Below are 14708 nucleotides of genomic sequence, written 5' to 3'. Positions count from 1 at the left end.
AGCAGGTACATAAAACCCAAGTTAAATCTCGCTTGAAGTAAGGCTTGAGCCGTGTGAGTGCGAAAGTCTCACGCACGGTTCCTAGGGGAGGGGAGAGAGGTGACTCTCGAACCTTACCCGACAATGGATAGGTTCTCCTATCCAGGGACGGTTAGCCTGACTCCGTTGCGAGTTAGTGATAACTGATTACACTTCTGGGTGATATCAAATCCGTTGACATCGGAATGATTAATCTCTCTCTTCTCTTCCTTCGCGTCCTTCGCGCCTTCGTGGTTAAATCATTCCGATACAACCGGAATTGATATGAGGCATTAAGTCAAGTCCCAGTCCGCAGGTGCAGCGGTAAAAGCATATCCCCTATTGTGTTGGGTAGCAACTAACAGGATAAAGCGGGGATAAAAGGCAGAAAGACTCTTAGCCGAATGGGGTAGCTGTCGAGCAAGAACATATGCGTAGCGAAAGCAAAAATGTGTTTGAACCACCGTTATGATAGATGGTCAAATGGCTGTTAGACCAAGCCAAAAGGCAAGGATAGGGCATAAGCAATTATCGGATTGACTTATCTGCACTGCCCAAAAACCCGGTGGAAAGCATTACGCTGTCATGTTCAACCAATGTGTAATCGGAACGAAGTAAAGCACTCACAGCCCTTAAATAATTAAGTAGGTTGCTAGCCGTAAGCTGTGAGTGTGTGGGATGGTTGCAGAAGCCAAAGCTCTACATTACTGTTGACGGTTGACGGTTGACTGCGCCGCCCTGAGCGTAGTCGAAGGGTTGACGGTTAACTCTAATTTACTATTCCGATGCAACCGGAAACGATTAAAAAAATAATTTCTTAACCACAGATAGATGCAGATGAACGTAGATGACTATACTTTTACCAGCTATTTCTTAGGGTGATTTAAATAATTATAGAGTCCCCGTCATTACCATAGGCCCCGCAGGATTTTTAAGTAAGGGCGATGCTTCAACCGTGACAACTAATGGTGTTAGTTCCGCATTAGCCGGCAGAGAAAGTTTGACAAAAACTGTTCCTGCTTCATTAGTATTAAAGGGCTCCCAAGCGATTTTTTCATTATTAATAACCGACCATAACTGATAAAATTGACCCTGTGGTAAAACCGGAAGGTTCCTTAAGATTAAAACAGCTTTGGGTTCACCGGGTGTAATCACAATACTACCAGAGGCAGCAGATGCGTCAGCCATCCCTTTGAGGGAAACCAGACGAGTATTAGGCTGTTGCAGCATTGCAATCACATCTTTTTGTCGCACTACCTGAGCCTCAAGCGTTGTTATTTGTTGCCTGATTCGGTAGTTGTCCACACCAAGGGCCAACGCCAAGAGTGCCGCTATGCTACCAAGAACGCGACTCCATTGTAGAAGTGAATGCTTCAGTTTTTCCTGGGGTAATGAGTTAGGAACTCCAGAAACATGAGGATTTGGTACTGCAACGCTAGCCGCCGAGGCAGTTGCCAAAATGGCGGAATAAAGGTGTGGTGGCGGTGCGATATCAGGTAGGGCGTAGGGCATAACTTCTAGGACTTCCTGCAGGCGACGCACCTCTGTAGCTAGTTCAGGGTTTTGTTTCAGCACTCGCCTTAATTCCTCAGCTTCTGAGGAGTTGAGGTTGTCAAGTACATAACCTGCCATCAATTCTTCCGATCGTTCAGGAAATAAAGGCTCTGTCATAAGTGCAAAACTAACCAATTAAATTTTGTAAATTTTTTCTTAAGTTCAACAAACCTTGCCGAGACCAAGTTTTAATTGTTCCCAGCGGTGTACTAAGTTTAGTAGCAATTTCTGATTGACTCAAACCATCATAGTAAGCCATCTCTAGAACCTGTCGCTGTTTTTCTGGAAGTTGAGTTAAGGCATCGCGAACACAGTGCGATCGTTCACTTAAAGAAGCTGACTCGAAAGGCGTGAGAGGGGGAATTTCAGTAGCCATCATCTGACTCCATCGCTGGAGAAATTTTAAGTTAGTGCTGCGGGAACGAAGTTTATCAATTGCGCGCGATCGAGCCATAGTTGTCAAAAAGCTGCTCATAGAGCCGCGATTCGGATTGTATGCGCCCCGATTCCAGAGAGTGAGAAAAATCTCTTGGGTTAAGTCTTCTGCCTCTTGAGGATTGCTGAGAATTCTCAGCGCCAATCTGTAGACTAAGCTGCCATAGCGGTTATAGAGAATACCCAAGGCAGAGGGTTGACCAAGACTCATCAACCGAAATAACTCAGCGTCAGTCTGTTTGTCAGTGTTGTCCGCGCTTGTTTCGGCAGAGTTCAAATCCATAGGTGTTTTGTAGAACAGACCTAAACGGATAATTTTAAGTTAATTCTGGTTATTGCAGCAAGCGCGTCTCCCAAAATAATCTGGCCCCATCTTCTTAAATACGACCCGCAGAGCTGATTGGATGTATACAAGCTGATTATCTTGACAATCCAATCAAAGAAGTAATCCGTACTATTATAGGAACCACGGCTAGCTATTACCTGCTGACTGCTAAAATCAAAATTCCTCAGATTTGGAAGAAAAATATGAACCGGAAAGTGCTTTATTTGATTGTTGGTCTGACTCTAACGGCTAGTCTGTATGCCTGCTCTTCTACTCCTAGCGCAGATCAGACTACTCCTAACGCTTCCCCCGATGCGATGAAGAGTCCTGATGCGATGAAGAGTCCTGATGCGATGAAGAGTCCTGATGCGATGAAGAGTCCTGATGCGATGAAGAGTCCTGATGCGATGAAGAGTCCTGATAAAAAATAACTTCCACTAAAGATATCACCGACTTTTACCTTCTACCGCCATTCATCTCCCACCATAACTGTACCCAATTGGGTGGCGAGATGAATGGCGGAGTCTCTCTCAAAAATTAATAGACATCTCTACAAAAGCAAGTCTTGAACAAGAAATATGGTCGAGGTCTAATAGTTTAATCCGATCGCACTTCATCGCACTTCATAGTGGTAGAGCGGGAAAAAACGGAGCTAACCAAAGCTGTATCTTGACATCCCAACCCAAAAGAATCGCGATCGCACTTCCCACCACAATTACGCCGCCGATTCTTTGTAAGGTTTCACTGTGGGGGCGCAAACGTAATAAGTGCTGGCTGAAATAGCGTCCTCCATAGGCGATCGCCAGTAGCGGCAACCCGGCTCCCAAACCGTACAAAATTAGTAAAATAAACGCAGTTACAGGCTGAGGATTGACAGCAGCTAAAACCAGAATACTCGCCAGAACAGGTCCCGCACAAGGTGTCCAAAGCAAGCCGAGTTGGGTTCCCAGCCAAAATTCCCCAACCAATCCTACTCGTGCGGGTGCTTTGAGCCAACTTTCAAAGTGTAAGTATTTAAACAGCAGTTGGTAAATCTGTGGAAAAATGGCACTGATCCCAGCAATCAAAAGAAAGGCAAGTGCTGCTGTTCGGAGGATGCTAGCAAAGTTGACAAACCACCCTGATGTTACTCCCAACAAGCTCCCAATTGCCGCAAAACCAGCGATCAATCCTGATACCAAAGCAATTGGGCCATAGCGATGAGATTGCAGGCTTCGTCCTAATAATATTGGTAGGATTGGTAAGACGCAGGGCGAGAGAATTGTTAAAAGTCCTGCTAGTAAAGCTACACCAGCCGAAGTGAGTGAAATTGCCATCTGACTACCCTAATAATTTGCGAATAGTCTGTTCGGTTTCCTCATAAGCTCCTTCCCCAATATGATCGTAGCGCCAGATGCCTTGGCGATCGGCTAAAAATAAATGAGGCCAGTATTCATTCTGGTAAGCCGCCCAAGTTTTGAATTCGTTATCCAGAGCCACTGGATAGGTAATTTGGTGTTCCTTCAAAGCTTTTTTGACGTTGTTTGCATCCCGCTCAAAGGGAAATTCAGGGGTGTGTACGCCGATAATCTTTAATCCGCGATCGGCATATTGCTGGTGCCAGCGGACGATGTAGGGCAAAGTGCGCTTACAGTTAATGCAGGAAAATGTCCAAAATTGCACCAACACCACTTTTCCTTTTAGGTCAGCTATTTTCAGAGGGGCAGAATTTAGCCACTGGCTGATACCTTGAAACTCTGGTAAAGACTTTCCAGTTGGTGAGGCAGCAACGTTCTCGACTGTGGGTGAATTAGAATTTTTAGCAGGAGTGGGTATGGAAATATTGTCAGAGCTAGAAGTTGGGATAATATCTTTTTTAAGGGCACAACTGAGAGTAGTCGAACCAACTCCCAGACCTAAATACCAAAGTAATTGGCGTCGCCCCAGCCAGCGATTGTTCATAAAGTAATTTCCTTCCTTATTTACTAGACATTTCCCATAATTATTGTGGAACAGGCATCCTGCCTGTTCAAGACTTGCTTTTTGGAAGATGTCTACTTTATATACGGAGATGACCGGAAATTGGATGTTTTATGCAAACCGGAAAAATTTTAAATCCAAAATAGAGTTAGCCTCGTATTAAGTTAGAGACTACTATAACAGCCCAGTCTATTTGTATCCCACTTTACAAGTAATTTTTATGCACGGTAGCAGAAAAAGTTAACTGACTTGGGTTAGTTGCTACCTACAAGGGCAGAGTAATAATTTTCTCTGAGTTCTTTAGGTATTGATTTAAAGCAGTTCTTGTCACCCTTACGCACTATGGATTCATCTGCTCCTTCTCAAAAATCTCGGTCTAAACCTTTACCGACTCAGGCAACTGGGGCGAAAATATTTCACTGGTTAAATATCATTAGTCTAGTTCTGATGATTGGCAGTGGATTGCAAATTTACAACTCGAATCCGGTTTTTGGCGGGCGGGGAGGATGGGAGTTCCCACCCATATTTTTGCTAGGCGGTTGGCTGGCTGGCGGCAGACATTGGCATTTCGCCGCCATGTGGTTATTCGCACTCAATCTATTTTGGTACGGTCTCTATATTTTCATCACCCGCCGCTGGCAGCATCGTTTTCTCGGCTATAATGACCTGAAAGCTTTGCAGAATTCTCAGAACCAGAAGCGCAAAAATTATTCGTGGCACCGCCTAGCTTATACAGCAATTATTCCGGTTTTGCTGCTAGCTTTACTTAGCGGAATGGGAATGTATAAACCTGCTCAGTTCCACTGGATTGTTGATTTATTCGGCAGTTGGCAGGCGCTGAGAGTCGTTCACTTTATATCTGTTCCTACCGTCATCATTTTTGCAATAATTCACTCTTTGCTCGGCCTCCAGGTAGGGGGTTCGCGCCTGATTAAGTCAATTTTTTGGTAGAGGTTTTCTCATGTTTCCAGACTCTCCTCGTTTATGGCAGCGCCGCCAATTTCTCCAATTATCTGGACTTTCTAGCATTGGTTTAGTTTTAGGCGGTTGTGGGTTGATTCCATTTGATGCTACGATTGGTAAGACTTTTGAACCTCTCAACCAAAGTGTGGAAGCTTTGTTGTTGAATCCTCAAAAACTCGTACCGGAATTTCCTGCAAGTGCGATCGAGCCGAATGCCTTAATTATCAATACCTTTGATTATACTCCAAACATTGATGTAAAAGCTTTCCGTCTGATAATTGATGGTGAGGTAAATCGTCCTCTTAACCTTAGTCTAGAACAACTTCAGATTATGCCTTTGAGTGTAATGACAATTCGCCATGTTTGTGTGGAGGGTTGGGCTGCTATTGTGCAGTGGGGCGGAGTGCGTCTGCGGGATTTGGTAGACCTTGCACAACCAAAGGCTAATGCTCGTTACATTTATTTTAAGTCTGCTGATGGCTACTACGAGAGTTGGGATATGCCTTCAGCGTTGCACCCTCAGACTTTGATGGTTTATCAGAAAAATGGTAATCCTCTGAGTGTTGAGAATGGTGCGCCTTTACGTCTAGCATCTCCCATTAAGCTAGGTTACAAACAAAGTAAGTGGGTGACGAGAATTACGTTAGTTAGTGAATTGCTGCCCAAAAAGGGTTACTGGGAGGATAAAGGTTACGAGTGGTTTGGAGGGCTATAATAATGTGTTTGAGAAGCCTGAATTCCGTAGTCTTCTTGAGTTATTGTAGGGACACGGCAGTGCCAATTAGTGTCAACTTAAGGTAGAACCAATAGCCCGACAGGGGTTTAAACCCCTGTCTTATAGCGAAAGTCCTCTCAAAGAGGACTGAAGAGTTAGTTGATGTATATTGGTTTGGGGCAAATCGACCGTCGGTTTCAACCGACTTTAGCTATTAGACAGGGGTTTAATAATGAAGAAAAGATTTTTTTTACAAGCTGGTGCAGCAACAGTAAGCATCGCATGGTTATCGCGCTATTGGCCTGGGAAGTCAAAAGTTATGGCAGCTTCCAAGGGTGTTTTTGAAGTTACTAAAACTGAGGAAGAGTGGCGCAAACTTTTGACTCCGGCACAGTTTGATGTGTTGCGAAAACATGGCACTGAACGCTCTCACACTAGCCCTCTCGATAAGCAATACGGTTCGGGAATCTATGAGTGTGCTGGGTGCAGTTTGCCACTTTTTTCATCGCAAACTAAATTTAATAGCGGTACTGGCTGGCCCAGTTTTTATGACCCGATAAAAGGGGCGATCGCCACATCGGTAGATAATTCGCTGTTTGCGAGTAGAATTGAAGTGCATTGCCATCGCTGTGGGGGGCATTTGGGTCACGTATTTGATGACGGCCCTGCACCTACTGGTAAACGTTACTGCATGAATGGTGTTGCTATGAAATTTATTGCTGGCTGACATTCTTTTACGGGTACTCCTGTGGTAAAGAATCCGATAATCATCGACGCCCCAGACGGATCTCTACTGCCAAACCGCAGGTGCACGCGGATTCGCGCGGATGGTATAGTGATTTGTGGGATGTGAGGGCGATCGATGTTTTATGGATGCTGAAGAACTTTTAGAAAGATACGCTAAAGGCGAACGACAATTTCATTCAGCTATGCTCAGAGGTGTAGACCTCAAAGGTGCAGACTTGAGTGGGATCGACTTAAGCTCTGCAACGTTGACAGCAGCAGAGTTGAATGAGGCAAACCTAACCGGAGCAACGCTTAATAGTACAAACCTCACGAAGGCATCTCTAAAAGGTGCAAATTTGAGCGGGTTAGTAGCAGCTTCTTATGCAAACTTCACTGATGCAGATTTGTGCGGTGCTGATTTGAGTAAAGCCAATTTGAATTCTGCTAATTTTAGTAATGCCAACTTGAATGAAGCAAACTTAAGTGATGCCCAACTAGCTTCTGCAAACTTCACTAAAGCATCCTTGGTTGAAGTGTGTTTGAGTAGAGCTAACCTCAATAGTGCCAACCTGACTAAAGCAAACTTGAATGAAGCAGACTTAAGTCGGGCAGATATAACTCGCTTAACAATCAAAGATACCAATCTTCAGGGAGCCAAGCTTCGCGGTGTCAATTTGTCTAGCTATGATTTGTCGGGTATCAATCTAGCAGAAGCCGATTTAGCTGGAGCCGAATTGACAGAAATAAATCTGAGAAACGCTTGTTTGCGGGGTGCGAATTTAGAGAGAACAGGTCTTCACAGAGCTAATTTGATGCGAGCTAATCTGGAGGGTGCTAAGCTTAAGAGAGCAGATTTGACTGAGGCCAATACTTATGGTATGAACATCAAAAATGCAGACTTCACTGGTACAATCATGCCCGATGGAGAATTTTACAAACCGCAAACCAATCAACAAGAATCCCAAAAAGTAACATCTATGACGCGCAAAATTATTCGTACTGACAAAGCACCGGCACCCGTGGGCCCTTACAATCAAGCGATCGCCGCTTCGGGTACTATGCTGTTTGTAGCTGGCCAAATTGCGATCGACACGAGACTAAACGATATTGTCTACACTGACGATGTGGCAAAACAAACACAACAAGTTATGGCAAATCTCGAAGCCATTCTCACAGAAGCCGGTGCGACTTGGTTGGATGTGGTAAAAACTACGGTGTTTCTCAAAGATATGAATGATTTTGCTGCTGTGAATGCGGTTTATGGGAAGTATTTTGATGAGGAAACTGCACCGGCGCGCGCTTGTGTAGAGGTTTCGCGTTTGCCGAAGGATGTGTTAGTTGAGATTGATTGTATTGCGGTGATTTGATTTCCTCTTTTTATTAAATCCCCGACTCGTTCAATCTGTCGGGGGTTTGGTTATATGGGAATTATTTAACCGCAGAGAACGCAGAGGACACAGAGGGAGAGAAGAGAGATGGTTGATATTGATTTATGCCTCCCTCTAAGCATACTTCATATTTTCTTCAGTCCGCGTAGGCGGACTTCGTTTGTGTAGTTGCGGTTTCAACCGCCGAATGATACTGAGGGGAAAGTGCGCGAATTTATTAACTCTAACAGCCGATCGCACTTGTCGATCTGTCGCTGTCGCGCACCCTACTCCTAAATCAATCTGAAAACAATCAGATTTAATTTCAATTAGCAATTAGGAATTACTAATTACCAGTTACCAATTAGCAATTAGCAATTACTCTAAAAGCAATTACCAATTACCAACTGTCAACTATTTATTCAACGCTTCACGGGCGGCAACCGCTTCGTCAGGATGAATATTCAATCGGGTCAAATTGATCCGACCTTTATTGTCAATTTCTCGCACTTTGACAATCACTTCGTCGCCGACAGCTAACTCGTCTTCCACTTTGCCAACGCGGTAGTCGGCTAACTGCGAAATGTGAATCATGCCTTCTTTTCCGGGCAGAATTTCCACAAAAGCGCCGATCGGAATAATCCGAGTAACGTGGCCAACATACACGTCTCCTGCATTCAACTTGCGTGTCATGCCTTGGATAATGCTGTGAGCTCGTTGAGCTTTTTCGCTGTCGTTGCCGGCAATTGTGACGGTTCCGTCGTCTTCGATGTCAATTTTGACGCCGGTTTCTTCGGTGATGGCTTTGATGGTTTTGCCACCGGGTCCAATTACTAAACCGATGAATTCGGGGTCGATTTTCAGGGTTAGCAAACGCGGTGCAAAGGGCGACATTTCCTTGCGGGGAGTGTCTATTGTTGACAGCATTCTTTCTAGAATGTGCAGTCTGGCTGGTTTGGCTTGGCGGATGGCATTGGCAATCACATCTAAGGGTAAACCTTTGATTTTCATGTCCATTTGCAAAGCAGTAATCCCGGTGTCGGTACCGGCTACTTTGAAGTCCATGTCGCCTAAAAAGTCTTCAATTGCCTGAATGTCAGTCAAAATTCGGACTTCATCGCCTTCTTTAATTAACCCCATTGCTGCGCCGCTGACTGGTTGGGACAGGGGTACGCCTGCGTCCATGAGGGCTAGGGTTGAGGCGCAAACGGAACCCATGGAGGTGGAACCGTCGGAAGAGAGAATTTCCGATACTACGCGAATCACGTAGGGGAATTCTTCTTTTGATGGCAACACTGGGACTAGGGCTCGTTCTGCTAGGGCTCCGTGACCGATTTCTCGGCGTCCGGGCGATCGCATGGGTTTGGTTTCTCCCACGGAAAAGGGCGGGAAATTGTAGTGGTGCAGGTAGCGTTTGTCTTGCTGTGGGTGCAAGTCGTCTGCTAAGTCTTGGGCATCGCCTGGGGTTCCCAGGGTTGCTGCCGACAGCACTTGAGTCAAGCCCCGATTAAACAACGCACTGCCGTGTACTCGCGACGGGAGCACGCCGACGCGACAAGAAACGGGTCGCACCTCGTCTAGCTTGCGGCCGTCTACACGGACGCCATCTTCAACGATTTGCTTGCGCATCATTTTTTTGGTGACGTCCTTGAAAACGTTGCCGATCGCCTTGCTGTTGGCGGTGGCGGCTACTTTTACCGGATCGTCTTCGGAGAGTTCGGCGATCGCAGATTCTACTTCATTTGCCTTAACTTCGTCCAAAGCTGCGTTGCGCTGATTTTTGTCTTGTTCAAATTTAGACAAAATAAAGCGGATTGGGGCTTCGGCGCGATCGCGAATAAAGTTTTCCAGGGCTGAGTCTAGGGATGGCCGTTCTTCCACCACCAAATCTATGCCCAATTCTGCCATGATTTCCCGTTGGGCTTGAATCAAGTCACAGGTTGCTTCGTAGCCGAAGTCGATCGCCTCGATGATATCCTGTTCTGGCAATTGGTTAGCGCTGGCTTCCACCATGATTACTCCATCTGGAGAACCCGCCACCACTAAATCTAATTCGCCTTCTTTGATTTCGCTGTAGGTAGGATTGATGATGAAGTCGTCTCCTACCAAACCAACTCGGACTGCGGCCATGGGTCCATAAAAGGGCATTTTCCCTAGCAATATCGCTACGGAAGCCCCTGTCACCGCCAGAACGTCTGGGGGTACTTGTTCGTCCATTGACAGCGTTGTGGCGACGACTTGGATGTCGTCTCTGAGCCAGCTTGGAAATAGCGGACGCAACGGTCGGTCGATCAAACGGCCCGTGAGAGTCACTTTTTCTGGGGGACGGCCTTCCCGGCGCAAAAATCCACCGGGAATTTTACCACCTGCGTACAGTCTCTCTTCGTAATCCACTAACAGGGGCAGGAAATCAATTCCTTCTCTCCCCTGGGAGCGAGTTGCCGTCACTAAAACCGCCGTGTCACCCGACTGAATCAAAACTGCACCGCCTGCTTGAGGCGCTAGTAAACCAATCTTCAGTCTAATATCCCGTCCATCAAAGGATATTGACTTGTCTATCTCTACCATGTAGCACTGCTTCCTTATCTACCACATTCTTTCTCTGTCGGGATCGTAACATTAACCACAGGGCTTTGAGAGGAAGCGGGGAAAAGAGAGCAATAATTGTGGTTCGATCGAGGTTTTGCGCCGAAATCATGAGTAATTATACTCTCCCAGGATGCGGGCTCTTCTGGGAGCGATGGGGCGATCGCCCGCCGCATCTCTGAAATAGGTGGTAGGATCTTCGTTTGGGCATGGGGCAAAGTCGGAGTCCGGGATTGGACACAGGAGATAGGGCCAAGGTGTTGCTGAGGAATGGAAACCCATAAATAACCAATAACCCTTAGACTACCCTTCGGCGAAGCAGAGTTCTTAAGCGCGAGCTAGCACCGCAAATAACAAATAACCCTTCGACTTCGCTGGCTGGCGACGCCAACAACCAATAACAAATAACCAATAACAAATAACCAATAACAAATAACCAATACTTAAATAATATGGCAATTTTACACGGTAGTTGGATAGTCGATTCGCAAGAAAGTTATTTATTTATTTGGGGGGAAACTTGGCGAAAAATTGGGGCGATCGATACCGAATCGGGGACGAATCTTAGCTTTCCCTTGGCCATGACTGAAGCTGAGTTGAAAACTTTCCTAACTTCTTTGCACCAGTCCGGTAAACTGAATTGGCTGTTACCGGAAACCTCACTTGGACTAAGCTCAGTTACCGCCGAAACTCCACAGGACAAAAGCAAAAAAATTAGGCGATCGACAAAAAATCACAACCCAGAAGTGACAGCCGACAACTCATCGATTCGCCGGGAAATTCGGGCGATCGCACTTCCTACCCAAATCTCCGAATCCAACATCAATCTGGTATTCCCACAGCACTCGGCAGCAACATTGACAGCAGAAGACAATGACAATCTTTACCTTTTTCCCTGGGAGATAGAGGGGTTTTGTCTCAATCCTCAAGCAGCTTTTATTTTCTTGCAAGCAATACCGCTCAATAGCACAGAATCTGACTCTTTTGTCGGTTCAGATTTGCGCTTTTGGTCTCATATGGCTAGATGGAATTTGGATTTATTGGCGAGATGCAAATTTTTGCCGGCATTGGAAAAACAGTCGGACGGTTCGGCTATTGCGAGGTGGCAACCTCTGTTAGATAGTTCTATTGATCAACTCCGTCTCGCTACTTTTGTCAAGCAAATGCCTACTGCTTGTAGAACATATCAATCGAAGGAAGAAGGAAGAAGGAAGAAGGAAGAAGGAAGAAGGAAGAAGGAAGAGAAGGAAGAAGGAAGGGAAGAGAATCAAGAAGAAGAATCGAATCAATTGCCTTTGGCTGTGGACTTGCCAATGGGAGCCCAGGAGTTAATTTTGGGATTTTTGAGTAGTGTTGTGGATAGTCAGGTGCGATTGGCTTGCGGCTCAACCTTAGAAATCAAAACAGTTTCTCCAACCCGCGAATGGCTGCAATCTTTGCAACAAGAATCTGGGATTGTGCAAGCAGAATCATCAGCCTTGGAAAACATGATCACAAAGCTGAGTGCTTGGACTGCGCCACTGCAAAATGCACTATCTCAACAACATCAATTTCACACTTGTTTTCAACTCATGCCGCCAGCGCCCGGTAAAGTTGAATGGAGTTTAAATTATTGTTTGCAAGCAGCAGATGAAAATGAATTTTTGGTAGATGCTAGAACTATTTGGAACAATTCAGTCGAGAGTTTGAATTATGCAGGTAGGACTATAGAATTGCCTCAAGAAACTTTGCTCAGCGGCTTGGGTTTAGCCTCAAAACTTTATCCCTTAATTGAACCGACTTTGCAAGCACAGCGACCTCAATTTTGTCCGTTAAAACCATTAGATGCTTACAATTTTATCAAGTCTGTAGCTTGGCGGTTTACTGATAGCGGATTAGGCGTAGTTTTGCCACCCAGTTTGACAAAGACAGATGGTTGGGCGAGTCGTTTAGGTTTGAGTATTCAAGCGGAAACAACCCCCCCCAACCCCCCCTTAGCAAGGGGGGGCGCTCCAGAAATTAACCCCCCCTTAGTAAGGGGGGGCAAGGGGGGGTTAGGATTGCAAAGTCTGTTAAGTTTTAAGTGGGAATTGACGATTGGGGGACAGCGCATTTCTAAGGCTGAATTTGACAGATTGGTAGGATTGAATTCCCCTTTGGTGGAAATTAACGGCGAGTGGGTGGAATTGCGCGCGCCTGATGTGAGGGCGGCTCAAACTTTTTTTGCTAGTCGCAAAGAGCAAATGACTCTTTCTTTGGAAGATGCTTTGCGTTTGGCGAATGGTGATTCTCAGACAATCGAAAAACTACCTGTGGTGAATTTTGAAGCAACTGGTCAACTTCAGGAGTTGTTGAATACTTTAAATAATAATGAGGCCGTAAGTGCGATCGCGCCGGCTAGTTTTCGAGGAGAATTGCGGCCGTATCAAGCCCTAGGAGTTGGCTGGTTGGCCTTCTTAGAACGTTGGGGTTTAGGTGCTTGTCTCGCGGACGATATGGGTTGTGGGAAGACGCCCCAGCTAATTGCATTCTTGTTACATTTGCAAGAAAATAAAACACTGGAGAATCCAACATTAGTAGTTTGTCCGACATCGGTATTGGGCAATTGGCAACGGGAAGTCAAGAAATTTGGCCCGACACTAAAAGTGTTATTGCATCACGGAGAAAAACGTGCTAAAGGCAAAGCATTTGCTACGGCAATTAAGGGCAAACATTTAATTATTACCAGTTATTCTTTAGTGTTTCGTGATGCGAAGGAAATTCAAAGCACTAAGTGGCAAGGATTGGTTTTGGATGAAGCGCAAAATATTAAAAATTCGGAGTCTCAGCAGTCGAAAATAGTACGACAAATTGAAGCATCTTTTAAAATTGCGCTGACAGGAACTCCGGTGGAAAATAGACTGCAAGAATTGTGGTCGATTTTAGAGTTTCTGAATCCTGGATATTTGGGACCTCGCAATTTCTTTCAGCGCCGATTTGCGATTCCCATTGAGAAATATGGCGATCGCGAATCTTTGCAGACTTTGCGATCGCTCGTTCGGCCTTTCATCCTCCGCCGCCTGAAAACTGACAAGTCAATTATCCAAGATTTGCCCGAAAAACAGGAAATGACTGTGTTTTGCGGACTGGCGACTGAACAGGCGACATTATATCAGCAAATAGTCGAAATGTCAATATCAGAATTGGAATCTGCCGAAGGCATTCAGCGCCGGGGGATGATTCTGGCTTTGTTGGTAAAACTCAAACAACTTTGTAATCATCCGGCGCTTTTGACAGCCAAACAAAACCCGAAAGCCTTGGAAATTAAGAGTCAGGAGTCGGGGAAATTGCAGCGGTTGCTGGAAATGTTAGAAGAAGTTGTTGCTGAGGGCGATCGCTCTTTAATTTTCACTCAATTTGCCGAATGGGGAAAACTGCTCAAACCACATCTAGAAAAGCATTTAGGTCGAGAAGTTCTGTTTTTGTATGGCGGAATTAAGCAGCAACAGCGGGAAGAAATGATCGATCGCTTCCAGCACGACCCCCAAGGTCCACCGATTATGATTTTATCCTTAAAAGCTGGCGGTACTGGTCTTAATTTGACCAGAGCAACTCATGTTTTCCACTATGACAGATGGTGGAACCCAGCAGTAGAAAATCAGGCGACTGACCGGGTATTTCGCATTGGTCAAACCCGGAATGTTCAAGTACATAAATTTGTGTGTACTGGCACATTAGAAGAAAAAATTCATGATATGATTGAAAGCAAGAAAGCCTTGGCTGAACAAGTAGTCAGTGCTGGAGAAAACTGGATTACCGAGTTAGATACAGACCAACTTCGGAATTTACTAATTCTCGATCGCAATGCTATCATAGAATCTAGTGATGAAGAATAAAGCTTTTTTCCTTATTCCGGTTCAGTCAGCGTAGTCGAAAGACCTTCTTCCCTCTTCCTGAATTTCCCCCCTTGGGGGGTGATATCGTTTCCGGTTGTATTGGAATGATTTAACCGCAGAGAACACAGAGGACACAGAGTCCGAGAATAGAGATTTGAATAATTCAGATGCTACCGGATTTGATATGATATAAAATCCTCTCTTCA

11 protein-coding genes are annotated in these 14708 nt (G+C 45.4%); 6 read left to right on the top strand and 5 right to left on the bottom strand.

Annotated elements, in window-relative coordinates; all coding sequences use genetic code 11:
- Positions 1 to 909 precede the first annotated feature (909 nt).
- Entirely contained in the window at positions 910 to 1689 is a 780-nt protein-coding gene (locus tag ACBR23_RS18340) for an anti-sigma factor domain-containing protein (RefSeq protein ID WP_341739366.1), read from the bottom strand.
- Positions 1690 to 1699: 10 nt separating this feature from the next.
- Complete coding sequence (locus ACBR23_RS18335; RefSeq protein ID WP_371115841.1) at positions 1700 to 2290, bottom strand: sigma-70 family RNA polymerase sigma factor; 591 nt, start codon at positions 2288 to 2290, stop codon at positions 1700 to 1702.
- Between the two features lie 245 nt (positions 2291 to 2535).
- On the opposite strand from ACBR23_RS18335, the gene ACBR23_RS18330 reads away from it, so the two are divergent.
- Entirely contained in the window at positions 2536 to 2763 is a 228-nt protein-coding gene (locus ACBR23_RS18330) for a hypothetical protein (protein ID WP_371125667.1), read from the top strand.
- 192 nt (positions 2764 to 2955) lie between these two features.
- Here the strand turns inward: ACBR23_RS18330 and ACBR23_RS18325 are convergent, their stop codons facing one another.
- Positions 2956 to 3648: a cytochrome c biogenesis CcdA family protein gene (locus ACBR23_RS18325; protein WP_371115843.1), complete on the bottom strand. Its 693-nt coding sequence runs from the start codon at positions 3646 to 3648 to the stop codon at positions 2956 to 2958.
- A 4-nt stretch (positions 3649 to 3652) separates the two neighbouring features.
- Positions 3653 to 4273: a thioredoxin family protein gene (locus ACBR23_RS18320; protein ID WP_341739352.1), complete on the bottom strand. Its 621-nt coding sequence runs from the start codon at positions 4271 to 4273 to the stop codon at positions 3653 to 3655.
- Positions 4274 to 4633: 360 nt separating this feature from the next.
- On the opposite strand from ACBR23_RS18320, the gene ACBR23_RS18315 reads away from it, so the two are divergent.
- The 4 genes from ACBR23_RS18315 (at position 4634) to ACBR23_RS18300 (ending at position 8062) form a co-directional block, all read left to right on the top strand.
- Entirely contained in the window at positions 4634 to 5242 is a 609-nt protein-coding gene (locus ACBR23_RS18315; RefSeq protein WP_371120118.1) for a cytochrome b/b6 domain-containing protein, read from the top strand.
- Between the two features lie 10 nt (positions 5243 to 5252).
- Positions 5253 to 5969 carry a molybdopterin-dependent oxidoreductase gene (locus tag ACBR23_RS18310; protein ID WP_371115845.1) on the top strand — a complete coding sequence of 239 codons (717 nt, stop codon included), beginning with the start codon at positions 5253 to 5255 and terminating at the stop codon, positions 5967 to 5969.
- A gap of 232 nt (positions 5970 to 6201) precedes the next feature.
- The gene (gene msrB / locus ACBR23_RS18305) at positions 6202 to 6696 is read left to right on the top strand and encodes a peptide-methionine (R)-S-oxide reductase MsrB (RefSeq protein WP_341739349.1); all 495 of its coding nucleotides are present in this window, start codon (positions 6202 to 6204) and stop codon (positions 6694 to 6696) included.
- 142 nt (positions 6697 to 6838) lie between these two features.
- On the top strand, positions 6839 to 8062 hold the full coding sequence (locus tag ACBR23_RS18300; RefSeq protein ID WP_371120119.1) for a Rid family detoxifying hydrolase: 1224 nt from the start codon (positions 6839 to 6841) through the stop codon (positions 8060 to 8062).
- Positions 8063 to 8476: 414 nt separating this feature from the next.
- Here ACBR23_RS18300 and ACBR23_RS18295 read toward each other — a convergent pair whose 3' ends face one another.
- Positions 8477 to 10630: a polyribonucleotide nucleotidyltransferase gene (locus ACBR23_RS18295; RefSeq protein WP_341739347.1), complete on the bottom strand. Its 2154-nt coding sequence runs from the start codon at positions 10628 to 10630 to the stop codon at positions 8477 to 8479.
- Between the two features lie 470 nt (positions 10631 to 11100).
- On the opposite strand from ACBR23_RS18295, the gene ACBR23_RS18290 reads away from it, so the two are divergent.
- Positions 11101 to 14502, top strand: coding sequence for a DEAD/DEAH box helicase (locus tag ACBR23_RS18290; RefSeq protein WP_371120120.1), 3402 nt, complete (start codon positions 11101 to 11103; stop codon positions 14500 to 14502).
- The last annotated feature ends 206 nt before the right edge of the window (positions 14503 to 14708 follow it).

The organism is Microcoleus sp., assembly GCF_041354475.1.
In the GTDB taxonomy this organism is placed as follows: Bacteria; Cyanobacteriota; Cyanobacteriia; order Cyanobacteriales; family Microcoleaceae; genus Microcoleus.
This window is presented reverse-complemented; position numbering and strand designations above follow the sequence as displayed.

Coding starts and splice junctions, on each gene's coding strand:
- ACBR23_RS18340 (WP_341739366.1), bottom strand. CDS start 1,689: ATGACAGAGCCTTTATTTCCTGAACGATCGGAAGAATTGATGGCAGGT.
- ACBR23_RS18335 (WP_371115841.1), bottom strand. CDS start 2,290: ATGGATTTGAACTCTGCCGAAACAAGCGCGGACAACACTGACAAACAG.
- ACBR23_RS18295 (WP_341739347.1), bottom strand. CDS start 10,630: ATGGTAGAGATAGACAAGTCAATATCCTTTGATGGACGGGATATTAGA.
- ACBR23_RS18290 (WP_371120120.1), top strand. CDS start 11,101: ATGGCAATTTTACACGGTAGTTGGATAGTCGATTCGCAAGAAAGTTAT.
- ACBR23_RS18310 (WP_371115845.1), top strand. CDS start 5,253: ATGTTTCCAGACTCTCCTCGTTTATGGCAGCGCCGCCAATTTCTCCAA.
- ACBR23_RS18320 (WP_341739352.1), bottom strand. CDS start 4,273: ATGAACAATCGCTGGCTGGGGCGACGCCAATTACTTTGGTATTTAGGT.
- ACBR23_RS18330 (WP_371125667.1), top strand. CDS start 2,536: ATGAACCGGAAAGTGCTTTATTTGATTGTTGGTCTGACTCTAACGGCT.
- msrB (WP_341739349.1), top strand. CDS start 6,202: ATGAAGAAAAGATTTTTTTTACAAGCTGGTGCAGCAACAGTAAGCATC.
- ACBR23_RS18325 (WP_371115843.1), bottom strand. CDS start 3,648: ATGGCAATTTCACTCACTTCGGCTGGTGTAGCTTTACTAGCAGGACTT.
- ACBR23_RS18315 (WP_371120118.1), top strand. CDS start 4,634: ATGGATTCATCTGCTCCTTCTCAAAAATCTCGGTCTAAACCTTTACCG.
- ACBR23_RS18300 (WP_371120119.1), top strand. CDS start 6,839: ATGGATGCTGAAGAACTTTTAGAAAGATACGCTAAAGGCGAACGACAA.